The sequence below is a fragment of the Nostoc foliaceum FACHB-393 genome, from assembly GCF_014698505.1.
Classification (GTDB): Bacteria; Cyanobacteriota; Cyanobacteriia; order Cyanobacteriales; family Nostocaceae; genus Nostoc; species Nostoc foliaceum_A.
This window is the reverse complement of sequence record NZ_JACJTD010000020.1, coordinates 117,082-140,199: the sequence shown is the minus strand read 5'-3', so window position 1 is coordinate 140,199 and position 23,118 is coordinate 117,082. Positions and strand designations below refer to the sequence as shown.

Here is a 23,118-nt window from a genome sequence, read left to right as displayed (position 1 = left end):
GTGCGTTAGCGACAGCGTAACGCACCATTCTTAAGGCTTTGGTGCGTTACGCTGTCGCTAACGCACCCTACAAATACTTAGATTTTTTCAGAAATCAAATATGATTCCTATAGAAGGATTGTTTAGAGCTAATTTAGTGGTTTTCTATAATTATGTTTTGCTATAATTTGCAACTTCAACCTCATGAGCAATGCTTGTAGGTTTAGGAATAGGTAAACCATCTTCTAGCATTCCTTCTATATGAAATTCAATAGCTTCTGCAATCATCTGCTTGACTTCTTCTAAAGTTTCACCCACAGCTACACAACCGGGTAAATCAGGGATATAAGCGCCGTAGCTAGTTTCTCCCTTTTCAATCACAACTGTATAACGCATTAGTCTTCCTCTAATTGAGCTTGTCTCCAGATATTTTTAAGAGTACCAATTGGCACATCTACATTTGGTTTACCAGACACTGTTACAGTACTGGGCTTATCTGGATGTTTGAACTGTCGATGACTACCTTTAGTTCTGGCAAGTGTCGTAATTTAAGTCCGTAATTTTGTCGTGGGCTTTAGCATTGCTAAGTAGAGGGACAAAAACATTTCTCATGAATCGAGTGGCTCAAAATGAAATGCTAAAGTTAATAATCAAGCTTTTCCAGAGCTACATTCTCTCTCCCAGATAAAATTTATATATGAACGCTACACAAGAAAAACTAAAAGTTCAGCTTGAACAGGCAATAGTTGCGGCTTTTGGTGCTGACTTCGCTGGAGTAGATCCAATTTTGGTTTCTGCCAGTAATCCTAAATTTGGTGATTATCAGGCGAATGTGGCTTTATCCCTGAGTAAAAAGTTAGGTAAGCAACCAAGAGCGATCGCAGGTGCGATCGTTGAGAAACTAGATGTATCCGAAATCTGCGAACCGCCAGAAATCGCTGGGCCAGGATTTATCAATCTGAAACTGAAAACGGCATACCTGGAAGCACAACTGAACGAAATTCAAGCTGATCCCCGGTTGGGAGTTCCAGCCGCGAAAACGCCGAAACGGGAAATTGTGGATTTTTCCAGTCCGAATATTGCCAAAGAAATGCACGTCGGACACTTGCGTTCTACGATTATTGGTGATTCCATCGCCCGGATTTTAGAATTTCAAGGACACGATGTGTTGCGGTTAAATCATGTGGGTGATTGGGGTACGCAGTTTGGAATGTTAATCGCCTATCTGCGGGAAGTGTACCCAGACGCGCTTACCACTGCTAATGCTTTAGATATTGGTGATTTAGTCTCTTTTTACCGCAAAGCTAAACAACGCTTTGATACAGATACAGCTTTTCAAGAAACAGCACGGCAAGAAGTCGTCAGATTACAAGCAGGTGCAGAAGATACACTCCATGCTTGGAAACTGCTGTGTGAACAGTCGCGGCGAGAGTTTCAAATAATTTATGACTTGTTGGATGTTCAGCTAATTGAACGTGGGGAATCTTTTTATAACCCTTTACTATCTGGCGTTGTGGAAGATTTAGAAAAATCGGGGTTACTGGTAGAAAACCAAGGGGCAAAATGCGTTTTCTTGGAAGGGTTTACAAATAGAGAAGGTGAACCTTTACCCTTGATTGTGCAGAAATCAGATGGCGGTTATAACTACGCCACAACTGATTTAGCATCCCTGCGCTACCGAATTCAGCAAGATGAAGCAAAGCGGATAGTTTATGTAACCGATGCTGGACAAGGAAACCACTTTGCCCAATTTTTCCAAGTAGCACGTAAAGCTGGATGGATTCCTGATGATGTGGAATTAGTGCATGTGCCCTTTGGGTTGGTGTTAGGAGAAGATGGTAAAAAGTTCAAAACTCGTTCTGGGGATACTGTGCGGTTGCGCGATTTATTAGATGAAGCGATCGCTCGTGCCAATGCTGACCTAAAAGCTAGATTACAAGAAGAAGAACGCCAAGAAACGGAAGAATTCATTAATGAAGTTGCTAGGGTAGTTGGGATTAGTGCAGTTAAGTATGCAGACTTAAGCCAAAACCGCACTAGTAATTACATTTTCAGCTACGACAAAATGCTGGATTTCAAAGGTAATACTGCGCCTTATATGTTGTATGCTTATGCGCGGATTCAGGGGATTAGCCGCAAGGGTGACATTAACTTTGAGGAGTTGGGAAACAATGCCGTCCTATTGCAGCATGAAACAGAATTAGCGCTGGCAAAATATTTACTTCAACTGGATGAAGTTATTAGTAGTGTAGAACAAGATTTGCTGCCCAATCGTTTATGTGAGTATTTGTACGAACTGAGTAAAAAGTTTAATCAGTTTTATGACCGTAATCAGGGAGTTCAGGTTTTGGAGGCACAGGAACCACAGCGCACATCACGCTTGATTCTATGTGATTTGACTGCTAGAACTCTGAAATTGGGATTAGATTTGTTGGGAATTCAGGTATTGGAGAGGATGTAATACTAATTCGTAATTCGTAATTAGGACATATCGAAAAATGCTTGAGAAAAGTGGTTTCAAATCCGTTGCCTTGTGAGGGTGAAACAAGAGATAGTTGAACAAGTTTGTATAAGAGTTAAGCTCAAGCTAATTTTTTCTTTGTGTCCTTATCTACGTTAGCGTAGCGTGTTATAGACCAATACAGTTCAGATAAGACCAAAACACTTGTAGAGACGGCGATTTATCGCGTCTCGAAAACCCCAAATTTTTGCCAGTAGCCCTTAACTGAACCGTATTGTGTTATAGACAGACGCTACGCGAATACATCTTGGCAAAGTTGGAAGAGAACGTTTTGTTGGAGGCGATCGCAAATGGTACGGACACCATCAAAAAGCATAACTTTGGCTTCGTTTCTGAAGCTACCAGAAACAAAGCCCGCTGGTGAATACATCGATGGTCAAATTATTCAAAAACCTATGCCACAGGGGAAGCACAGTACAATCCGAGGTGAAATGATTAGCACTATTAGCTCAATAGTAAAGCCCAAGCGAATTGCTCGTGCTTTTCCAGAACTGCGGTGTACTTTTGGTGGAAGGTCAATAGTGCCAGATGTTTCTGTGTTTACTTGGCAAAGAATTCCCCGTGATGAAAATGGTGAAGTTGCCAACGTATTCCAAGCAGCTCCCGATTGGACTATCAAGATTCTATCACCTGACCAAAGACAAACGAAAGTTACAAAAAATATTCTGCATTGCCTGAATTATGAAACACAAATGGGTTGGCTGATTGATCCAGAAGAACAAACGATATTTGTGTACATCCGCAATCAACAGCCAGTTATGTTGGATGAACTAGAAGCTTTACTCCCTGTGCCAGATTTTGCAAGTGAGTTGAGGCTGACGGTAGGAGATTTATTTGGTTGGCTGTTGGAGTAAACCAAACCCTGAAGAATTTAATAAGGAAATACACCAAGTGCAACAGGTTTTATGGGTAGGAATCGGTTGTAAACGGGGAACTTCATGGCAGTTGATTGATCAAGCAATTGAGCAAATATTTCGAGAAAATCAACTTTTTCAAAGTGCGATCGCAGGTCTTGCTACCATTGACACTAAAGCCTCGGAAGTTGGCTTAGTAGAACTTTGCCACCTACGGAATTTGCCCTTAAAAACCTTTTCTGCCCAAATCCTTCGCTGTGTCTGTGTTCCCAACCCTGCTACAATTAGCGACCAAAAAGTAGGTACACCTAGCGTTGCAGAGGCAGCTGCTATTCTTGCAGCTACTCAAACCCCGTTGTTGACTGCTTCCCCTTTTACCAGCATAGAAGCATTGAGAGTGAGATTTTTAGTTACTAAACAGATTTTCCAGCCCAAAGGGCAACCAGGAGCGGTAACATTAGCTGTTGCCCAAGCTTCAAATATGAGTATTACAATTTAACGCCGTGTGCAACTTTCTCTCGAACCTAACCCCTAATATCATGTCCGGTAAAAGACTTATCATTAAGACCGCATTTCTCGCTGGGGGCAGGGAGCAGGGGGAAAGAGAGTTTTAAGATTTTTGCATAGATGCCCTGAATAATAACTAATTAAGCGGACATGATATAACCTCTTCCCTGGCAGGAAGGGGAGCAAAAAAAAAAGCCTCTCGACCTTTTGCAAAGAGATTTGGAGAGGGGTTTTAAGAATAAGTAGCACATTGCGTAATTTACTAATTTTTTTAGTCAACAACTCTCAAAAAATAGTTAATTATGCTAGAAACAATAGCTAGTACAATTGAACCCAACAAAGCAGGTAAAAAGCCTTGAATCTCAAAACCAGAACCAGGAGTTAAGGCACTTGCCAACCAAAGGGTTAAAGCATTGATCACCAATGTAAATAAACCAAAGGTGAGCAAGGTAATCGGAAAGGTCAAAATCTGCAAAATTGGTCTAATAAATGCATTAACCAGACCAATAACAAGGGCAGCAACCAAGGCAACCATAAAATTCTTGATAAAGAATCCTGGAACGATATTAGCAGTCAGAAATAACGCCACCGCAGTACCGAGCCAAGTTAATAAAAAGTGTTGCATAGGTTTTTTTAGAGGAATTAGCAGTAAGTTTAATTAATTTCACTATTGACAGCTGTGATCTGTAACACTATCAGGTGTCCTTGTGCTTGACTTATCAAGTTGCCATCATCATTTGTCAGCCCAAAAGCAATGTAATTTTTCAGTGCTGGCATAGAGAGATACTTTTAATCGGTGTATCTTTATCGTATTGCAGGATGTACCGCAGTGAACTACCTACACTGGCCTGAGTACACGTTAAGTGGGGGACTTACGGTGATTTAGTTAAATTCATCAAAAATGCTGTGAAGTCCAAAACCCCTACAGAGGTTTATTGAAGTTGAAAAACCTCTGTATCTTGGGGATTTCTAAAAAAGAAATAAGTTGCCCGCTATCTTTGGTTATAGGCAAAGGAGACGTTGGCTATCCTCTCTAGTAAGGCTAACGACGCAAAAGAACCTCCCAGGTAGATCCACCAACTACACCGTCAGGTTCTAAACCATAGCGCTTTTGTGCTGCTTTTACAGCAGCCTCAGTTGTCGCACCAAAGTCTCCATCGGCATCGCCTTTTAAGAAACCAAGCTTTTTCAGTTGTTGTTGCAACTTAACAACTTCAGAACCACGTAATCCTATACGCAAAATTGGCAATCCTTCTGAGGTGTATTGAATACCAGGGGTTCGCTTAGTAGTTGTGTTTGGCTGAGTTCGAGTAGTTTGCCCAGTCCGTGTAGTTGACTGAGTTCGAGTAGTTGATGTAGTACGATTCGGCGTTTTCTGTGTGCTTGAAGTTGTAGTTTTTCTTGGGGTAGCAGGTCTTGGCTCAGGGCTGGTTGCAACTTGTGTTACGGCTTTTTTTGGGGTAGTAGGTCTTGGTTCAGGGTTAGTCGCAACTTGTCTTGGGGTAGTAGGTCTTGGTTCAGGACTGGTCGCAACTTGTGTTACAGCTTGTCTGGGGGGGTTGGGATTTGTAACGTTGGTAAGGTTACTAGCCTGGGTTGGAACAGGAAAGTTGGTAGCTGAGTTAAATCTTGGCTGGGATGAAGGAACGGTTGATGCTACTACTGGTTCTTTAGGGAAAAGTCGTTGCCAAGTGCTGGCATCAACAATGCCATCTGGATTCAAGCCAGCGGCTTGTTTAAACCGTGCAACAGCACTGGCTGTATTTTCACTATATGTACCATCTACGGTACCAGAATAAAAACCCAAAAGTTTCAGAGCTGCCTGAAGTTCAGCAACGCGTTCGCCTTGGCTACCAACTTTGAGGGTAGGACGGTTGATGCTATCTCCAGGATTTACTTGGGCAATTTTTTGTGGTGCTGCTATTGATACTACAGCTGTTGAGGCAATCAAGAGAGGCGTAGTGGAGAACAAGAGTATTTCAATGGCTGATAAAGATTTAGACCTCTTTGGCCACCAACCCTTTTGCCGTTTTTCCATTCTACAGCGATTTACAGTGAGGTCTAGTAATTTTAAGTAACTCAAAATACTTGCTGTCAGGCTGCTTTGCATGGAATTTACTCCCAGAATATTCTCATGCTAATGGTACAGCCGCTTGGTCTAAAAAACAGCTGCTGCATTTACGATCTCACATTTTCAGTTACGCGATCGCTCGATTAATTGCTTCTTCTTGACCAACTAAAGACAAGTAAGGCTCTTTTAAATACTTACAAGCTGAAGCGATCGCATCCTTGGCACTCACCGCTGCAATCAATTCTTGGAACTTGGTATCAAAATCAATTCCTAAGCCCAAAATTTCATACCAACCGTATATCTGAGCAATTTGCCCGTTCGTTTGTTTACCCAAGGCGTACTGCCCCAGGATTTTGTTTTTAGCGGCTTGGAGTGCGCTTTCAGATATTTCCGTGGTACACAATAAATCTACTTCTGTACGCAGTCCCTCCAGGGCAATGCTGGTATTTTCTGGTGCTGTACCGATGTAAACCACAAACGACGCTGGAAATAGCCTTGTGGAGTAAAAGGCGGATACTTCGTAAGCTAAACCGCGTTTTTCCCGCAATTCCACAAACAAGCGGCTAGAAAGCCCATTTCCCAAGTAGGTACACAGCAACTTTAATGCGGCGTAGTCAACAGAACTCACCGATGTTCCCAAATACCCAAGCATCACGATTGATTGTTGTGTCTGTACTGGCTTAACCCTTACCTGCGGTTCCACCTTAATCTCAGGTAAATTGAGTATTGGCAGTGCTTGGGCTGGCGCTTGCCAATCAGCAAAAACTTCTTCCACCAACGCTGATGCATCCGTGGATGTGACTCTACCTGCAATACTAATTACTACATTATCTGGACGGAAATAAGTTTGGTGATACTCGACTAAATCCGCACGAGTTAAGCGGCTCATGGTGGTTTCATCTCCTAGCACTGACATAGAATAGGGATGATTTTGGTACATTACCTGCCGCATTTGTTCAAAGGCAACGGTAAACGGTTGCTCTTTTTGGGAACGAATATCCTGGAGTGCTAAACGCCGTTCTAATTCCACTTGAGTTTCGGGAAAAGTAGGCGATCGCAAAATCCGCCCTGCCAATGTTAAAATTTCCCCAAAATCAGATGTTACCGTCTTGAAAGATAGCAAAAAATAATCAGTCCCAGCATCCGCACTCAAACTCGCCCCTACAGACTCGACTTTTTCTGCAATTTCTAAGCTAGAAAGTCCATCGCATCCCTTTGTCATCACTGCTGATAGCAAATGTGCCAACCCTGCTTGCTCCCGGTTTTCGTTACAACTACCGGCACGCACAAAGATTCGTGCCGCAATAATGTCCGCAGCCGGATTTTCTGCCACCAGCACGACAATGCCATTGTTCAAAACGGTGCGATGGATAGGCGATTTTTGCAGCAAGGTTGTCATTTGTCCTTTGTCCTTTGTTATTTGTCAATGGTCATTAGTCATTGGTCATTTGTCTTTTGCTAATGACTAATGATTAATGACTAACACGGTTTAAGTACAGTAACCGCGTAATTCTCCGGCGATAGATACTGTTTAGCTAATTTTTGCAGTTCTTTGGCATCAAAAGACTGAATTTGCTGGGGATATGTTACAGCTAATTCAGCTTGGGCGATGGTATTGTAATACCCATAAAGCCCTGTAAGCTGATTTGGCGTTTCGGTGGAAAACGCATACTCATTACATAGCAGCCTGCGTGTACGAGCAAGTTCCTGTTCACTAATTCCTATAGTCTGCAAATCATCTAAATGAGCGCAAATCAAGGACTCAACTTCCTCCAGGTTTTCTGGTTCTAACCAGGCAGTAATTGTAAATAAACTCGATTCCCGTTGTAGAGAAAAACTACTGCAAATTCCTTGTACCAACTGCAAATCTTCTCGCAAATCCCGTACTAAACGTGAAGTTCGCCCTTCTGCCAATATCACCGACAACAAATCTAAACCATAGCCAGTGCGGATTTCTTCTACTCCTGGTACCAGCCACGCCATCAACAATCGCGCTTGCTCTATGCGTGGCAAACACAGTTCTTGACGGTGAATTCCTGTTATTACTGGCTTTGTCACTTTCTCAAACTGCGGACAATTAGAGCGTTCGGCAAAATCAGCAAATGAACTATTTACTAGTTCCCAAGCTGGTTGCTTGGCTATACCCCCGGCAATTACCACCGTCATGTTTTCCGGCTGATAGTGAGTGCGATGAAAACAGCGCATTGCTTCTGGGGATTGCTGCATCAGTTCTTGCTCAGTACCCAACACCGAACGTCCGTAAGGGTGATGCGGATAGATGCTTTGAATCAAAGCTTGGAATCCTATCCAGTCGGAATCGTCCTGACAAGAGCGAATTTCTTCTAGTACCACGTCCCGTTCGCGGCTAAATTCATCTTCTGGAATTGCCGCATTGAGTAGTAGTTCTCCCAAATGGGGCAGAGTATCCTTTAAATAAGGGGCAGCTGTGGTGAGTGAATAATGAGCATAATCATAGCTTGTCGCCGCATTACTCACGCCTCCCCGATTTTCAACTTTGGAATCGAACATTCCAGGGGGTAGCGCCGCCGTACCTTTAAAAATCATATGTTCTAAAAAGTGCGCCATGCCGAACCACGGTTTTGGCTCTAGGCTGGCTCCAGCACGCACCCAAACATCTGCCACAACTACGGGAGTAGTGGGAATCTCTTGATGAATAAAAGTTAAACCACTCTCTAGTCGGAAGACCGAGGCTGGAAACACGGTATTAGTTAGTTGTTTTAACAATTTTTTGTAGTTTGAACCACAATTTTAGATAATTTTGTTATCTTAACTCTGAACGATACCTAATTTAGAATCAAGTTATACAGATTTTGTTTTTATCAGCAGTTATTGCTAATTTCTAAGTTAATAAAGATTAAAATTGTTTGATTAGTACAGCCAAAATGTTTAATCTGCGTTGTTTCAGATTTTTAGTTTAGAATTTCTTATTTGTCCTATAAGTAATACTGATTTAAATAATTAAAGCTCCCAAGTTCTGACTGACTTTAGGAGCTAATAATTTTAAGTTCACCGCGACGCCGTTTTACCTAAGTTTATGACCTGGTTTAACCAGGTGGGAACCTAAATTCCTCGTTTAAAGTTTCCGGGTACATGCCCGGTCTACTGCCACGAGAACTGTTTGACTCCCTTGTCTTTAAAGGCATAGATCAAAAAACTTGATGGCAGTCACCAACGTCGTAGTGCAACTCACTCATTATAGCTTTTCAAAAGATGTTGTGTGTTCAACATCGAAACTTTCTGAGCAATTTACCTGGGATACCAGATAGATTCTATGCTGTGGGCGATGTCGTTGGCGATCGCTGATTCTCGATTTGGATTATCTAGCAAAACGGTGACATGTCCCAACTTCCGCCCAGGACGTGATTCTGTCTTGCCATACCAGTGAAGGTGCGCCTGGGGAATCTCTGCTATTTTTTGACGCTGACTTTGGTAGTCGCTGTCAGAATTTTCATACCCCAGTAGGTTGACCATTATAGCGCCAGGGCACTGCAAAGCCGGATTCCCTAAAGGTAAACCACAAACTGCTCTGAGGTGCTGCTCAAATTGAGAAGTTTCGCAGGCATCAAGGGAAAAATGCCCGGAATTGTGAGTACGGGGCGCAATTTCATTTACCAGGACTTTGCCATCAGCACCCAGAAATAGCTCAATTCCAAAAATTCCCACTACTTCTAGGCTATTTAATAGAGTATGTGCGATCGCTTGGATTTCTGCTGCTTGATTGGGTGTAATCTGGGCTGGCGCAATTACCCGCCGACACACTTGTTGTTCTTGTTGAGTTTCCACTACTGGATAAGTGACAATTTCTCCCTCCACAGAACGAGCTGCAATTATTGCTAGTTCTCTTTCAAAAGGGATAAATTCTTCTAACAAGAAAAGTGATTTATTTGAAGTTTGTGTTGTGCTTTCATAACTTAACTTCTCCTCTAAACTAGCAAAATCCTGAATTATGAAAGTACCTTGACCATCATAACCGTGGCGGCGGGATTTGAGGACTACTGGAAAACCTAGATATTCTATTTTTGATTTTATATTTTCCACCTCGTCAAGGGCGAAAAATCGAGGAACTGGTAAGCCCAAGTCGCGTAAATAGCAACGCTGATGATATTTATCTAAAAGAGGAGCTAAAGCTTCTAATTTGGGACGAAAACAAACTCCTTGCTGTGCTAAATCAGATAAAGCTTGCAGGTTAACAAATTCGTTTTCAAAGGTGATAATATCGCATTTCTTAGCTAATATTCCCGTAGCTGCTGCATCATCAACTGGGGCGAAAATAGTTTCTTTCGCAATTGACACAGCCGGGTCATTTTTACTAGGAGTTTGTACTACCAATTCTACTCCTAGCTTTTGTGCTGCATCCGCCATCATCCAAGCAAGTTGTCCGCCACCAATTACACCAACACGTTTCATTGACATCCTAGAGAATCACGAGTTTGCACACCTGTTTTGGAATTCACACCACTGGCTTTACCGCACAGTTCTTTGATTTGCGCTCTATCCAAAATTGCATCTGTAAAATCTGCACCGTCTATATTCACATCATTAAAGATGGCGCGGAGCAAAAGAGCTTCTTTGAAAACTGCATCGCTCAAATCTGCCTTAGTCAAGTTTACCTGATCAACCATTGCATTAGTTAAATCCGCCCCGTGGAGATTTGCTTTTGTCATCACTGAAGCACTCATCACTGCTCCCCGCAAATCAGCGTTTGTAAAGTTAGCCAGTTCCATATTGGCGTTAGAAAACTCCGCAGCTTGCAAACTTTCACCAGAAAAATCACGTCTTGATAATTCTGCATTGCTAAATGAAAGCGGATGAGTCCAGTCTACTGCCAGTGCGGGATCAGCCACACACCATATAATTATTCCTAGAAGGAACGCCAACCCTTGCCGCCAAAGTATATCGAGAGCCAATTTGGTGTCTAATCGCTGCATTTAATTACCACATTTGAATATTAGCAAAACTGGATCATCCTAATTGAGACTCGCAGCCTTGCTACTGGACTTGGGGAAGTGTATTTCCGTTGCTTAATATTTTGTAACGCAAAAAGAGCAACCGCTTCTCACCTTGAGCAAAATTTTCCGTGCTACTTGAGGTAGAGAAAGCAATCTAGGAGTGTTCGCACTAAAGTTAGATATCAGGACAATAATGACTGAGTATAAGTTACCTGTCACATCAAGCAAGCTTTAGCAAAACATAGACGGGGAGCATAACCTATCACTTTTGATGATGGGAAAAATTGAAATCCCTAATTCTAAAGCAATAGTTTGGCTGGATAAAGCAATGTCTACAATGGACTATGCCTACGCTTGTTTATTTGTTCACAATTGTACATTCTTAGATTTGAATTTCAGGATATAAAGAGTTTTATTGAGCAGTAATACTCACTGAGTTATTTACAATTCTTGACTTTCAATGTTTCAAGTAAAGTTTGTTGTCTTTTAAATTCAACAGCCCCTATCAACTGTTAGTCTTTTAAGTAATGAAAGCAAGGTTTGAGCGTAATTATAAGCGTCTCAATTGCTTAACAAAGCTTAAAAGTTGGATAATTAGCGTTAATTTTATAGCGATTAGTTAGTTCTTCAGGAATCTCCAAGAGTTTACATTCACCAAGTACACAACTTCCACAAACCGAACTCCGAAACCCGATGATGAATCATTACTCACTTCAATGGATTGAGGCATGGTGCCAAGAAAATGGCTGGACAGATTTATTTGTAGAGCGACGTAACAACTTCTGGGCTTTCCCTCCGGGTGGGGTAATGCCGGAACCAATTCCAGTTCACGTTCTCAGAGTGATTAAAGCCGAGAAGGGATTGACTTTTGAAGAACGATTGTGGTCTATGTCCGCAGTAATAGGTACAGTTCTAGCTGTTCTTTTTACCTTTTGGTTCCAGTCGCCGATGCCATTAGTTATGGCTTTCGCTTTTAACGCCGTTACGGTGGCTCAATTTGAACTTGAAGATGCCTAAATTCTTTTTTTGGGCTTTGCTATTAAAAACTGCTCTTGTCTACTTTCAGCAAGAGTAGTTTTTAATTTCAGAAGAAGCGACGAAATCACTACAGTTTCAGCTAAAAATTATTAGTAGCTACTTTTATCAATTTGGTAAATCTTTGGAATAAGCGCCTTTTAGTACCTTCTGCACTATCATAGCAATTTATAAATAATAATCAACTGCAAACCCTAATTCAAAATAATTGCTAAAAGTATACGAGCGATTTGGGTCTAATAATGGTGGGTGGCTCATTGAATTACTCCAATTAAGCAAATTAACTAGTGAATGATTCAGATAGTAATTCTGATATTTCCAAAAGTCTTTATTAACCAGCCTTCGGCTTGTTGGGCAATTTTTATTTCTTCTTGGGAATCAGACCCAATTTTTTCCCAATTAAACAGCCAGCGTATCAAAACATGCCCCAAATCAACAAATTCTGCTGCTTGATCGATATCTATCTGTACCTTATTCTTTATTGTTTACTCCAGATTCCTTAATGTTTACTCCAGCAATAGTTGCTAAAGCATTTGCATATTTCTCTAAGTCTGCTCTCAGCAAGTCAAGTTCATGCCGCAATTTTGGCTCGTCCTCCCACTCGCGCTCATGTTGTTTTTGACTTTTGTTAGGTTCACGTCCAGCTTCCCATGTCTGCAACAATGGATGCCATTTAGCAAGGAAAGGACGTAGACCATTATTTAAAACTGCGATCGCAATACCTCCGACTGAATCGAGAGATGCACCAACATCTGGCCCAGCTTCTTTAAGAACTTGCCGTGTTATACCAAATAGATTATATAAAGATGTCAAAGCTTCTCGCAATAGCCCTTGGTCAACTTCCAAAGGTTGAACTGCTATACGAGTAACAAGTTCAATGTAAAGCGACCAAGCTGCTTTGCGCTTTGTTGAGTCAACTTGCAATTTAACAGAACCAATGCCAAAGGGAAGGCTAAAAGACACTTCTTTTATGTTAAACGAGTCAGATTGAGGCATAAATTTGTTGGAACTAATGTATGTTGATTCAATGATGTGACTAACAAATTCTAATTTGTGGAAGTTTCTTTCCCCTTTGACTTACCAGATAAGGTGGTTTCATTACTTTAATAGCCACCACCGGTGTTGATTGTGGTAAGTCAACTAAGGGCTTTCAATATCGGGGTATCGTTCGCAGAGTTGTTTAATGAGTTCATTTGTTCGACGACGATTTTTTGCTTCATCCACCAAGTAAATAGCAGATTTCTCTTTGTTGTGGTTAGGTATATCGTCATTCATGTTCTTATCTAGAGTATGACGAAAGATAATTTCAATTTGTTCTCTGTTCAGCCGTTGGCTCATTAGATTACTAAGGTCGGTTGATTTCATCTGACCTAATTTATGAACACAAGAACATGAACCTTCTCTAGGAACTTCTCGAACTTTATCCTTGTCAGCACTGGAGTGACTCAAAAATACATCCCACTTGTAATTGTTCTGCTCAGATGATGTTTCTTGAGAGACTTCATTAGCTGATGGGGAAATGGTTTGAATATCTTCTTGTGTCGGAACTCGTCCTGGCTTCTCTTCCTGTTGGATTATGTTTTGCTTTTTCCCAGTTATGCCCCACTCTAGCCGATCCAACGCATTCTTATCATTAATTTCATTAGAAAAAGACACCCAGCTAAACTGTTCCAAAAACAGCAGATCTTCAGGCAAGCCAGTAACACCAGGAAGTAGGATAGGAATGACAGGAATCTTTCTTTTAACACACTGTGAAATCAGCGCCATTAATTCAAACTTCTGCCATCTCCCTAGTCCTTGTAAACCAATAAATATAGCAGCAGATTTCACGCTTGAAATTGCTTTTTGAATTTCATCTTGAAATAAGCGTCCTGGCTGAATTGCATCACTATCTAACCACGGCTTTAAACTGCGTTGTTCCAGAGCGCCTGCAATGGCTTGAACCTGCTTTTTATCGTCACTATTGTGGGCTAGGAAGACATCAGGATTTTCAGATTGAGGCTCAAAAGATGGGTGAGAAGTAACTTCGGACATATCTAAATCAACTCCTTGCATCTCTGACTGGTTTTTGGACTTCTTTAACTGAGCTTTTATAAGCTCTAGTGTGTAATATTCTGACTCAATTGTGCAAGGGAAAACGGCTGGATTATCTGTTCCAACTCGGACTTCTCCTCCTGCTTCTATCCAGGACTTAACAGGGTGTTCAGTGGGTAGCGATATACCTGTAATACGCCAACTAGATGTTGGACAGATTTCAAGCGATATTTCGTTCTTGATTAGCTGCTCTTGAACCAGTGGTTGTAAAGAAGTTGCTAGAGCACACATAACTCTAGCATCTAAATAAGCCTTGTCACCGTTATATTTTGCAGACTCCTTAAGTTGCTCAACTGCTTTTTTTTGTTCATCGTTTAATCGATCTCTTAATTCATCAAGCCTTGTTTCTATCAAATACCACTCTTCACGGTACATTTCTTCTTTTCCGTCTTTATGATTAGATATATCTGCTTCGGATGGCAAACTCCAACCATGACTTATTCGATCACCTTTTTTTAAGCCATTCATCTTAACAATTGTCAATATCTCACATATCTTCTTCAAGGTAAATGCATTATTTTCTTCATCTAAATGATAAGTAACAAAACATGAATTATTTCCTGTTTTTGAAATAATTTTATTTCTCAGAGAATGGATAAAATTAGCATACTTATCAGAGTCAATAATTTCATGATTACCTATTAAATAAAACCCGCAAATTTTAAAGTTTTTTTTAAGCTCATTCACGTAATTAATATAATTATCATAGTCTTTTTCTTGATTTTCCTCATCAAAATTGTGTTTAGGGAAACTTAACACAAAATCACATTGTACCTGTTCATAAATTGATTTTAACCAATCTATATTGTTTTTCACATCTCTTCGATTTCCCATAAACGGCAGTCTCAGTTCCACCTTTGTTGGAAAATTTGTGTCTCGATAGAATTGTCTAACTGCGTGTGACATAGGCTCATGAAACGAATCACAATCTTGATCATCACTGTCAACAATTAACAAATCATAAATTTTTAATAAAACATATTCGGAAGAATTAAGTTTTTCCAAATTCTTTCCGCTATTTAGCTGAAACCATGCTCCTTTGCAACGTAGATAAGCGAATAAGACTTCTTGGATAAAAAATCCTAATTGTTTATTCTTAGCTTTCCACAATAGGTAGGCAATACATTTTCTTTCTTCTTCTAAGAATGAATATACTTTTTTTTGGAAATTCCCAGATTTGATAGATTTAGCTAACCACTTAGAAGAACTCTTGTTTAATTCAGGCAAGTACTTTTTAATTAATGATTCAAGCTCTTCTCTTTTTGAATTATCTTTATAGACGATATCACTAACTTTCTCCATTAGATTAGAGCAATTATTGACATCATTATCTAAATAGTGATTCTTAACATCATTGTCTAAAGAGATTGATCGGTCTGAGCAGGTTGATAGTTCGTGAAAATCTAGCATAGCTCCTAGAAGAACCCTTGCTACACGTTGATATCCATGAGATAATTGAGAGCGTTTACGATGCTCCTCAATCTTATCGTTGCTGAGTGCATATCCATTGAGATTACGCGGGGAATAATATTTTTGTAATATAAATGTTTTGTAGTGAATGCCTGTGTTTATCCATTGTGCCCATTGTAAAGAAGGTGGATATAAAGCACCTGAGTGTGTACGGTAATCAACGAGATTTTCTAATTGCTGTTTTGGACTACCTGGTGCTGGTGATTGAATAATTGGTAATTTTTCTACAGACTCTATAAACTTATTGTACCTAGTGATAGGTGGTAGAAGTGACAGCATACTCAACGTGTCATGGTCATGTCCCCAGCAACTTTTTAGCCAGTCATCCCACATTTCCTGACGCACTACCGACCACTTGTAATCTGAAAACATATTAATAATGTACTCTGATTCCACACACACCGAGAGTAGATGAAAAATGCTTTCGGATTTTATAAATTTTTCTTGATCCTCCTTTTTAACTTCCTCTTGCTCCTTTGATTTAAGATTATTTGCAACTCTTTTTTCTAGAGCCTCAAACAAACGAGTCATTGTCTCCTGAGTTTGCAATCCAGATAAATGTAATTGTCCTGTACAGTCTTGAAACTCACGTAAATCACCCAAGATCAAAGAAATAGCTTCACTTCTTATTTCAGAACGCATATTTCAATATTTTCCTCACTGATAAAATTCACAAATATCTCACTTCAGTTTTGAGCGACTCTTCTATTTATCTGCATCTGTTTCTTTATTATCTTCCGAATAGTCCTTTAAGATATCGTCTGCCCATTTCTTCCACAAATCTGGAGGTTGTTCCGCGCTGTTCCATGAAATTTGAAATTTGGCATCTTTAAGCGTTGTGTCAATAAAAAAATACATCGCTTTCCAGCGTCGTTTCCAATCGAATGATGGATAATGCTTCCTTAACGCATTACGAATTTCAACCGCATCTTTACCAGAGGGATCAGGATTGAGTTTTCCCAAACTGCTGCGGTCTCCATTCTCGCGGTCAATAATAAGACCTATATGAGTGAGTTTGTCAAAAAGTTTCCAAATAGAGTTTAAAAGTTGATTACGTTTTTTATCAGCAGTTTCTCCATCAACGCAGCCAAGAAGGATTGTCATAGGCAAATCAGCAACATAAGACAAAGCAAGGAGCTTTCGAGAATAGTTTTCGTTTAGCTCTATAATTTCGATTAATGCTCCTAAAATATCAGGTACTTCAAGAATCAGCCAAGATAAACTTTTAATAGTGGTGATATTATAGCGATCTCGGTATTGTGGGGATGTGAAGAATTTCTCTACGTCACCATCAAGTAATAGCTCCAAAATTAAGTGAAGAAAGTGATAACTTGTTTGTGTGGCTAGCAACCCCAAAATTTGATAAACAGCTAATTGTAAATCATCCTTTTTAAGTTCGTCTTTTTTTGCCTGTTTTAAGACATTCAGATATTTTTCGGCAGAGTCCATTTGGCTACCTAAGTTGGAAGAATTTAATACAATATTTATGTAGCGTCTCAAACTACTAAAATCTTGAATATATCCAGGCATGAGGCGATCTTTGTTGACAGGTACAGAAATATTTGCCCCTACAGAATTATCAAGGGCTTGTGTAGTACTTACATTGAGTTCTCTGGATGATAGCTCATTATTAGAAAAGTAAGGAACAAGTTTTCTTGAAATTTGGATGCTTGGGAAAGCAGCTACTTCAATTTTTATAGAAAAGCTGTCAATAATATTTTCCATACTAACACCGTTAGCCAGCATCCAGTCTCCCATGATATCCATGAGTGCAGTACTCATACTATTTTTAATGCTTTTGTCTGCTATTTGATAGACCCATTCTCCTGAGTTACGATCCATATTCAACCTACCCCAACGTAATATAAATTTCGCAAACTCATGGATTCTCTGAAACTGTTGTATGTCAATTTTGGATTTTTGCTTGATATGACTTTGCAGGGATGGAAAGTCTCCTTCATATAAAAACGGACGCATTATTTGCATTTGAAACTCACTTCTGATTCCCTGTTCATGCGTTTCTGGAGGATTGAGGTAATATTCTTGGCTAATTTTGGTTTCTACTATTTTTGAATCCCCATTTACAGTTGGTAAATTTAAATTTATATGGTCATCAGTCTTGTCTGTTTTTTCTTCGTCAGACAGGTTTGTTAGCTTGGTTATATATTCTTGACAGACATTACTAATCTGAAGAAACTGATTGGAATACCGTCGTACATTATCGGTAAAAATTTCTGGATATTTTTGAAATAGGGGGGCCAAGTTAACACCACTATCTTTGCTAAATTTTTTGTCTGCTTCTTCTATAATCTGATATAAACTTTTCTTGCTAGTTCTTTTAGGAATTTTAAATGGTTTATGTAATCTATCTCGTTCTGATAAATTTGTAAGAACATGGCGTGTTGCTGGCGGTAAAACTTTTACTAGCAAATTTTCCACATATTCTTGTTCGGCTTGAGCTTCTGCTGATTGATGAGCTGCTCTACTCATACCAAATAGAAAAAATCCGTCTTCGTCCTGTTTTTCTTTATACTCTGGCACAGGAGGAAGTTTAGCCAAGCGAATATTTCTTAACTTGCGTTCGAGAGAGGGTAAATCTACAGCTAATATAGTTACTATTAGTGGGCTAGCCAAGTAGATTCGGATGGTTTCTATAATTTCTTCTGCTTTTTCAACAGAGATATCAGCGTCATCTATAGAAATAACACAAGCTTTACACCCTATTGCCTTTAGCATACTGCCCAACCAATCATGAAACTTAGGTACTAAATCTACAGGAGATACCATTAATTTAAATAGTTCATCGTGCCATTCTGTAGTATTTATAGTATCCCTCGAAATAACATCGTAGGTTTTTAAATTTTCGACTTGTACTGCCCAACTTGGATGTCGAAAGTTAGGTATATTTTTTATCTTCTCCCATTGATTTTTTAACTCTTGCTTCCGCTTTTCTAACTCTTGCTTTTCTAACTCTTGCTTTTCTAACTCTTGCTCTTGTTCTTGCTTTCGCTTTTCTAGCGAGCGTTCTATAGCATAAACAATGATTGCTGAAACGGGAAATTTTACACTCAACTGATCGGGGCTGATCAAATCGATAACAAATGCTTCCGCTACGTCCTTTTTGACTTGCTCGGCAATGGTAGTTACCACGGACGTTTTACCAGTTCCACGACCGCCAATAATAGAAATCACATGATGAGGAGCGAAGTTTTGATTATCTTCAGGGAGATTTTCACGGTTTGCCAAAGTCTTACAGGTTAAGCCAATTTGCTTGACCACATCATTAACAACATTTTTTTGATTTGCGACCATATACTCTTCCTCTAGTAGCATCGGTCCTAGTCCAACGTATGCGTGTTCTAAAGATGGGTTCATTTTTTTATTTTCTCCTTGTGTGTTTTTCCCTGCTCAGGACATAACATGGTTGAATCAATTGACTTGGCTCATTTTCTGCCAAGGCGTAAGCTGCTTAACCTCATCCCACTCCTTTTAGAAGTGGGAGTTTGTGTCATTTGTCACTTGTAATATTAGTGAACAATCACAAATGACGACGACGGGGCGGCTTTCATTCCATGACTAGAAAGAATGAAATGCAAGTCGCCGTTTTGTTAAAATATTTTTCAGGTCGTCTGGAATACAACTGTACATAGGTTTTACAGAGAATGATAGCTGTATATAAACAGTATGCATGTAAATCTACACATGCAAAGCATTGAATTCCAGATAAATATTATCAGTTTTAGCAATTTTAGGTTAGTTATCGCCTTCTAGCTCTAGGCGATGGCGGAAGAGACACTAAATCGCAATTTTTCAGAAATTAAGGTAATCATAAGGGTTTCAGCATCGTAAATTAAGGGGAAACAGCGTTCGTTTGAGTGTGTAGATGCAGATCGGCTTGTCCTCAGACATCCATTTGTCAAAACTTATGGGAGCGCTAGAAACACTGATTCATCGGTTATTTGTTGGTGTCTGAGTATTTTGGTGAAATGGCCGTGTAGCTGGGGTTCTAAAAAACTTTGCAATTTAGTGAGAGTAGATTAGAGCCACTAGTGCCGCAAGGCGGAAGTCAAAAGTCACACATGCTTTAATTTTGGGTTTTCTGGCTGTTTGGAATGGTAGGTTTATTTCCGCCGCGTTGTACTAGTCAACATATTCACTCACGACCCACATTCAATTTTGACTTTTCCCGTTAAGTCTCTTATTTACTCCGATAAACTTGTGGTTATCATTTCCTGGATGCTACCTTCTACAAGATGACACAGGATTTGGAGTAGTTTTTTTAACCATGAAGGGTAGACACAAAGTAGCTTATAGCTTGGCATCGCTGATCAGTCTCAATTTCATATCTACCTTAGTTGCATTTAATGGAGCGATCGCCACACCACCGAGAACCCCAGATAAAAATGTCAATTGCGAGATTTTAGTTGTGGGTGGTGGACTATCTGGCGTAGCTACAGCTTATGAGGCTTTACTAGCAGGGCGAACGGTTTGTCTCACGGAAATTACTGACTGGCTGGGAGGACAAATTTCTTCTCAAGGGACATCTGCGTTAGACGAACGCCCAACTCAGCGATCTCTCCAATTCTATTCTCGTGGCTACCTAGAATTACGAAACCGGATTGGGCGCAAATACGGTGAACTTAACCCCGGTGACTGTTGGGTAAGTGACTCTTGCTTTCTTCCCCGCGATGCTCATACAATTTTAGTCCAGATGCTCAAAGATGCCGAGAAGCAAGGCAAAGGGAAGTTACAATGGTTTCCCAACACGGTAATTAAGGACTTAGAAATTGCTGCTGATGGCAAAATAATTGATAGTGCGATCGCTATCCAACATCAACCACCAAAAGGCGCACCACCTCTCAATACTTTTACTTTATCTCAAAGTATTGAAGATGCTTATCGCTACGAAAACTCGTCTCGATTTACCAAAACTATTCTCCGTTTCCTCCCCAAGGCAGCGAAAGGGGATGCTCCTAAGTGGTACGTTGTAGACGCGAGCGAAACTGGAGAAATTATCGCCCTTGCTGATGTCCCCTACCGATTAGGCATTGATGCCCGTTCCTACCTGGAACCTTCGGCTTCCAGCGCCAACAATGACCCTTATTGCCCTCAAGGCTTTACCTACACCTTTGCAATGGAGGCAACCAAGGAACCGCAACCGCAGACGATGCCTCCATTTTATTTACAATACGCACCATATTTCAGCTATGAATTAACGCGACTGGCTAACTTTGATTTAGTTTTTACCTATCGTCGCATTTGGAGTCCAAACAAAGGGAAACCAGCAAAATTCGGTGGTGTAAGTTTTACTGCTGCGACACCAGGGGACATCTCTATGCAAAACTGGACTTGGGGTAACGACTACCGCCCCGGAACAGCCAAGGATAACTTAGTTTACAGTCGCCAACAGTTACAAGGGACTGGGCAGTTAAAACCAGGGGGCTGGATGGGAGGACTGCGAACAGAAACCCTCCGCAACGCTGAAGAAAATGCCCTCTCATACTATTACTGGTTAGTAGCTGGAACTACAGATTCCCAATTGGGGGAGGGTGTAAAGCAGCAGCGAACTAATAACCGCTTTGTTTCCGGGTTAAATTCCCCAATGGGCACAGCACATGGCTTATCGAAATATCCCTATATGCGAGAGGGACGCCGCATTATTGGCCGCCCTAGTTGGGGACAACCTGGAGGTTTTACTATTTGGGAAATTGATATATCTCGGCGAGATTACAATGATGAGTATTACCGCAAAACTCTGCCAGCAGATATGTATCGGCAGTTAAGAGCCGCACTATCAGGATTGGAAGCCACATCTGTAATTAGCGGTGGGATTTCACCAGACAAAGCAATGCGACGGACTCGTTCTACCATCTTTCCCGATGCTGTGGGTATTGGTCACTACGCTATCGATTTCCATCCTTGCATGGTGAATAGTCCCCCAGAAGCCCCTGGTAATATAGAACGTCCAGGTGAAAGGCGTGGTGCAGGACTTGCTTATCCCTTCCAAATTGCTCTGAGGGCAATGATTCCCCAGAAAATTGACAATTTGCTAGTAGGAGGCAAAAGTATTGGTACTAGTCATATTGCCGCTGCTGCCTATCGAGTCCATTCCTTTGAATGGTCGGCTGGCGCGGCTGCGGGAACTGTTGCTAGTTTTGCCATCAAAAATGCGATCGCACCCTACCAACTAGTCGATGACTTACCCAAACAAGAGCCACAATTAGAAGCGCTCAAACGGCTTTTACAAAAAAATGGCAACCCCACCGCCTTCCCCGATACATCAATTTTTAACGAAAACTGGGATAATTGGCGGTAGGGCATTAGGTATTGGGCATGGGTATGGGGACTAAATTTTTCCCCATACACAATAGCTAATCTCTAACTCCCAACTCCCAAATCTCCAGTCCCCAGACAATGGACTAAACTAGTTATTTGTAATGTAGTTTTGTAAAATACTCTTGACTAATTGTTCTATGGTTACGATATTTTCAGCAGATGTTTACGGGATGGCCACAGCACCAACTATAGCTCCGAAACAGTCTGATCAAGTTACCCGTAAGACTTATCCTAATTACAAAGTGATTGTATTAAACGATGATTTTAATACATTCCAACACGTGACTGAATGTTTGATGAAATATATTCCAGGGATGAGTGGCGATCGCGCGTGGGATCTGACTAATCAGGTACACTATGAAGGTCAAGCGATCGTCTGGGTTGGTCCCCAAGAACCTGCGGAACTCTATCATCAGCAGCTGCGCCGAGCAGGTTTGACAATGGCACCTCTAGAAGCAGCTTAATTATTATGGGCAAACCCACCGCAGATTCCCTCCGAGCAGCTTCGCAAAAAGCTGGCAGACTGGTTTGGAATCACTCGACACACCTTGATGGTCTTATCCCCATTTTAGAACGTCTTTGTCAGCAGGATTGCATTCAAACCGTGACGCCGGGAGTCATTGGGCGGGTAAAAGGTCATTGCCCGAAAATGCAATTGCGTGTTTCAGTACCGATTCGCGGCGGCTATAAAGTAATTGCACGGCAGGGGAAGACGGTACAAGAAGTATTTATTTTAACCCCTTTGGCGCAGTCAGAACTGGAAACGGCATTAGCGATCGCTATGAAATCTTAATCATATCCAATTTCCAATGCCTCATGCTCCACGACTATTCCTCAACACGGTGGACTGCAAATTTGTGTAGTGGCAGACTGAGAATGCAAGAAAAAGTTAAAAAATATGACAGAGCCGTAGTTATTCTCAAAGTCATAAGCACAGATTCCCAGTCGGGTAAAACTATTTTTTCTATGCCAAAGGCTAGACAGTAAACTAGCCAGTAACTAAAGCTCATTCTAAATAGAATCCGCTCTGTTTCTTCCACATCATTTTTTTGCTGCTTACCGTCCCACAGTAACAGCAGTCCAATAATGCAAGCTACACAGGAAACAGCAACTACAAATTCGTGACAAAAGATATTTAACGAATGCATTTGTGTTTATCCCCACATTTTTCAGTTGAAGATCAGTCTAAAGGAATATTCCTTGTAGAAATACAAAATATTTACAAACCTCAATAGAGTCATGGAGTTTATGTAAACAAATGCAACAAAAATTGTTGTTTTG

20 protein-coding genes and 1 other RNA gene are annotated in these 23,118 nt (G+C 40.7%); 7 read left to right on the top strand and 14 right to left on the bottom strand.

Going from position 1 to position 23,118, the window contains the following annotated elements:
* Positions 1–150 precede the first annotated feature (150 nt).
* Both H6G92_RS18100 and H6G92_RS18095 read right to left on the bottom strand, forming a co-directional pair.
* On the bottom strand, positions 151–375 hold the full coding sequence (locus tag H6G92_RS18100; protein WP_114081897.1) for a type II toxin-antitoxin system HicB family antitoxin: 225 nt from the start codon (positions 373–375) through the stop codon (positions 151–153).
* Positions 375–527 (bottom strand): type II toxin-antitoxin system HicA family toxin, encoded by a 153-nt coding sequence (locus H6G92_RS18095; protein WP_190895026.1) that lies wholly within the window; start codon positions 525–527, stop codon positions 375–377. The genes H6G92_RS18100 and H6G92_RS18095 overlap by 1 nt, the downstream gene beginning before the upstream one ends.
* 149 nt (positions 528–676) lie before the next feature.
* Here H6G92_RS18095 and argS point away from each other — a divergent pair, with 149 nt between their 5' ends.
* From argS to H6G92_RS18080, 3 genes are all read left to right on the top strand, one after another.
* On the top strand, positions 677–2,440 hold the full coding sequence (gene argS, locus H6G92_RS18090) for an arginine--tRNA ligase (RefSeq protein ID WP_190895018.1): 1,764 nt from the start codon (positions 677–679) through the stop codon (positions 2,438–2,440).
* A 350-nt stretch (positions 2,441–2,790) separates the two neighbouring features.
* Positions 2,791–3,354: a Uma2 family endonuclease gene (locus tag H6G92_RS18085; protein WP_190895017.1), complete on the top strand. Its 564-nt coding sequence runs from the start codon at positions 2,791–2,793 to the stop codon at positions 3,352–3,354.
* A gap of 37 nt (positions 3,355–3,391) precedes the next feature.
* Positions 3,392–3,853, top strand: coding sequence for a cobalamin biosynthesis protein (locus H6G92_RS18080; RefSeq protein WP_190895016.1), 462 nt, complete (start codon positions 3,392–3,394; stop codon positions 3,851–3,853).
* 279 nt (positions 3,854–4,132) lie between these two features.
* Here the strand turns inward: H6G92_RS18080 and H6G92_RS18075 are convergent, their stop codons facing one another.
* The 8 genes from H6G92_RS18075 to H6G92_RS18045 form a co-directional block, all read right to left on the bottom strand.
* Positions 4,133–4,486, bottom strand: coding sequence for a phage holin family protein (locus H6G92_RS18075; RefSeq protein ID WP_190895015.1), 354 nt, complete (start codon positions 4,484–4,486; stop codon positions 4,133–4,135).
* A 29-nt stretch (positions 4,487–4,515) separates the two neighbouring features.
* Positions 4,516–4,638: a hypothetical protein gene (locus tag H6G92_RS40370; protein ID WP_269141761.1), complete on the bottom strand. Its 123-nt coding sequence runs from the start codon at positions 4,636–4,638 to the stop codon at positions 4,516–4,518.
* 265 nt (positions 4,639–4,903) lie between these two features.
* A complete protein-coding gene (locus tag H6G92_RS18070; protein WP_190895014.1) occupies positions 4,904–5,971 on the bottom strand; it encodes a peptidoglycan-binding domain-containing protein in 1,068 nt (355 codons plus the stop codon).
* Positions 5,972–6,059: 88 nt separating this feature from the next.
* On the bottom strand, positions 6,060–7,331 hold the full coding sequence (locus tag H6G92_RS18065; RefSeq protein ID WP_190895013.1) for a M16 family metallopeptidase: 1,272 nt from the start codon (positions 7,329–7,331) through the stop codon (positions 6,060–6,062).
* Positions 7,332–7,411: 80 nt separating this feature from the next.
* Positions 7,412–8,653 carry a M16 family metallopeptidase gene (locus H6G92_RS18060; RefSeq protein WP_190895012.1) on the bottom strand — a complete coding sequence of 414 codons (1,242 nt, stop codon included), beginning with the start codon at positions 8,651–8,653 and terminating at the stop codon, positions 7,412–7,414.
* 302 nt (positions 8,654–8,955) lie between these two features.
* A non-coding RNA gene (gene ssrS / locus H6G92_RS18055) (6S RNA) lies at positions 8,956–9,139 on the bottom strand.
* Positions 9,140–9,199: 60 nt separating this feature from the next.
* Positions 9,200–10,360, bottom strand: coding sequence for a 5-(carboxyamino)imidazole ribonucleotide synthase (locus tag H6G92_RS18050; protein WP_190895024.1), 1,161 nt, complete (start codon positions 10,358–10,360; stop codon positions 9,200–9,202).
* Positions 10,357–10,881, bottom strand: a complete 525-nt coding sequence (locus tag H6G92_RS18045) for a pentapeptide repeat-containing protein (RefSeq protein ID WP_199344863.1) — start codon at positions 10,879–10,881, stop codon at positions 10,357–10,359. The genes H6G92_RS18050 and H6G92_RS18045 overlap by 4 nt, the downstream gene beginning before the upstream one ends.
* 714 nt (positions 10,882–11,595) lie before the next feature.
* Here H6G92_RS18045 and H6G92_RS18040 point away from each other — a divergent pair.
* Positions 11,596–11,919, top strand: coding sequence for a slr1957 family protein (locus H6G92_RS18040; protein WP_190895011.1), 324 nt, complete (start codon positions 11,596–11,598; stop codon positions 11,917–11,919).
* 489 nt (positions 11,920–12,408) lie between these two features.
* On the opposite strand, the gene H6G92_RS18035 is transcribed toward H6G92_RS18040, so the two are convergent.
* The 3 genes from H6G92_RS18035 to H6G92_RS18025 all read right to left on the bottom strand — a co-directional run bounded on the left by H6G92_RS18035 (position 12,409) and on the right by H6G92_RS18025 (position 18,813).
* Positions 12,409–12,933: a hypothetical protein gene (locus H6G92_RS18035; protein WP_190895010.1), complete on the bottom strand. Its 525-nt coding sequence runs from the start codon at positions 12,931–12,933 to the stop codon at positions 12,409–12,411.
* A 144-nt stretch (positions 12,934–13,077) separates the two neighbouring features.
* Positions 13,078–16,143, bottom strand: coding sequence for a toll/interleukin-1 receptor domain-containing protein (locus H6G92_RS18030; protein ID WP_190895009.1), 3,066 nt, complete (start codon positions 16,141–16,143; stop codon positions 13,078–13,080).
* A gap of 63 nt (positions 16,144–16,206) precedes the next feature.
* On the bottom strand, positions 16,207–18,813 hold the full coding sequence (locus tag H6G92_RS18025) for a P-loop NTPase fold protein (RefSeq protein ID WP_190895008.1): 2,607 nt from the start codon (positions 18,811–18,813) through the stop codon (positions 16,207–16,209).
* A gap of 973 nt (positions 18,814–19,786) precedes the next feature.
* On the opposite strand from H6G92_RS18025, the gene H6G92_RS18020 reads away from it, so the two are divergent.
* The 3 genes from H6G92_RS18020 (at position 19,787) to H6G92_RS18010 (ending at position 22,630) form a co-directional block, all read left to right on the top strand.
* Positions 19,787–21,817 (top strand): FAD-dependent oxidoreductase, encoded by a 2,031-nt coding sequence (locus tag H6G92_RS18020; RefSeq protein WP_190895007.1) that lies wholly within the window; start codon positions 19,787–19,789, stop codon positions 21,815–21,817.
* 157 nt (positions 21,818–21,974) lie between these two features.
* Entirely contained in the window at positions 21,975–22,301 is a 327-nt protein-coding gene (clpS, locus tag H6G92_RS18015) for an ATP-dependent Clp protease adapter ClpS (protein WP_190895006.1), read from the top strand.
* A 5-nt stretch (positions 22,302–22,306) separates the two neighbouring features.
* Positions 22,307–22,630 carry a DUF2103 domain-containing protein gene (locus H6G92_RS18010; protein WP_190895005.1) on the top strand — a complete coding sequence of 108 codons (324 nt, stop codon included), beginning with the start codon at positions 22,307–22,309 and terminating at the stop codon, positions 22,628–22,630.
* Between the two features lie 34 nt (positions 22,631–22,664).
* Here the strand turns inward: H6G92_RS18010 and H6G92_RS18005 are convergent, their stop codons facing one another.
* Entirely contained in the window at positions 22,665–22,985 is a 321-nt protein-coding gene (locus H6G92_RS18005; RefSeq protein WP_190895004.1) for a hypothetical protein, read from the bottom strand.
* Positions 22,986–23,118 lie beyond the last annotated feature (133 nt).

What these genes read in the sequence shown, in the direction of transcription:
- H6G92_RS18100 (WP_114081897.1), bottom strand. Translation starts at nt 375, where the DNA reads ATGCGTTATACAGTTGTGATTGAAAAGGGAGAAACTAGCTACGGCGCT.
- argS (WP_190895018.1), top strand. Translation starts at nt 677, where the DNA reads ATGAACGCTACACAAGAAAAACTAAAAGTTCAGCTTGAACAGGCAATA.
- H6G92_RS18085 (WP_190895017.1), top strand. Translation starts at nt 2,791, where the DNA reads ATGGTACGGACACCATCAAAAAGCATAACTTTGGCTTCGTTTCTGAAG.
- H6G92_RS18075 (WP_190895015.1), bottom strand. Translation starts at nt 4,486, where the DNA reads ATGCAACACTTTTTATTAACTTGGCTCGGTACTGCGGTGGCGTTATTT.
- H6G92_RS40370 (WP_269141761.1), bottom strand. Translation starts at nt 4,638, where the DNA reads ATGCCAGCACTGAAAAATTACATTGCTTTTGGGCTGACAAATGATGAT.
- H6G92_RS18070 (WP_190895014.1), bottom strand. Translation starts at nt 5,971, where the DNA reads ATGCAAAGCAGCCTGACAGCAAGTATTTTGAGTTACTTAAAATTACTA.
- H6G92_RS18065 (WP_190895013.1), bottom strand. Translation starts at nt 7,331, where the DNA reads ATGACAACCTTGCTGCAAAAATCGCCTATCCATCGCACCGTTTTGAAC.
- H6G92_RS18050 (WP_190895024.1), bottom strand. Translation starts at nt 10,360, where the DNA reads ATGAAACGTGTTGGTGTAATTGGTGGCGGACAACTTGCTTGGATGATG.
- H6G92_RS18045 (WP_199344863.1), bottom strand. Translation starts at nt 10,881, where the DNA reads ATGCAGCGATTAGACACCAAATTGGCTCTCGATATACTTTGGCGGCAA.
- H6G92_RS18040 (WP_190895011.1), top strand. Translation starts at nt 11,596, where the DNA reads ATGATGAATCATTACTCACTTCAATGGATTGAGGCATGGTGCCAAGAA.
- H6G92_RS18035 (WP_190895010.1), bottom strand. Translation starts at nt 12,933, where the DNA reads ATGCCTCAATCTGACTCGTTTAACATAAAAGAAGTGTCTTTTAGCCTT.
- H6G92_RS18030 (WP_190895009.1), bottom strand. Translation starts at nt 16,143, where the DNA reads ATGCGTTCTGAAATAAGAAGTGAAGCTATTTCTTTGATCTTGGGTGAT.
- H6G92_RS18025 (WP_190895008.1), bottom strand. Translation starts at nt 18,813, where the DNA reads ATGGTCGCAAATCAAAAAAATGTTGTTAATGATGTGGTCAAGCAAATT.
- H6G92_RS18020 (WP_190895007.1), top strand. Translation starts at nt 19,787, where the DNA reads ATGAAGGGTAGACACAAAGTAGCTTATAGCTTGGCATCGCTGATCAGT.
- clpS (WP_190895006.1), top strand. Translation starts at nt 21,975, where the DNA reads ATGGTTACGATATTTTCAGCAGATGTTTACGGGATGGCCACAGCACCA.
- H6G92_RS18010 (WP_190895005.1), top strand. Translation starts at nt 22,307, where the DNA reads ATGGGCAAACCCACCGCAGATTCCCTCCGAGCAGCTTCGCAAAAAGCT.
- H6G92_RS18005 (WP_190895004.1), bottom strand. Translation starts at nt 22,985, where the DNA reads ATGCATTCGTTAAATATCTTTTGTCACGAATTTGTAGTTGCTGTTTCC.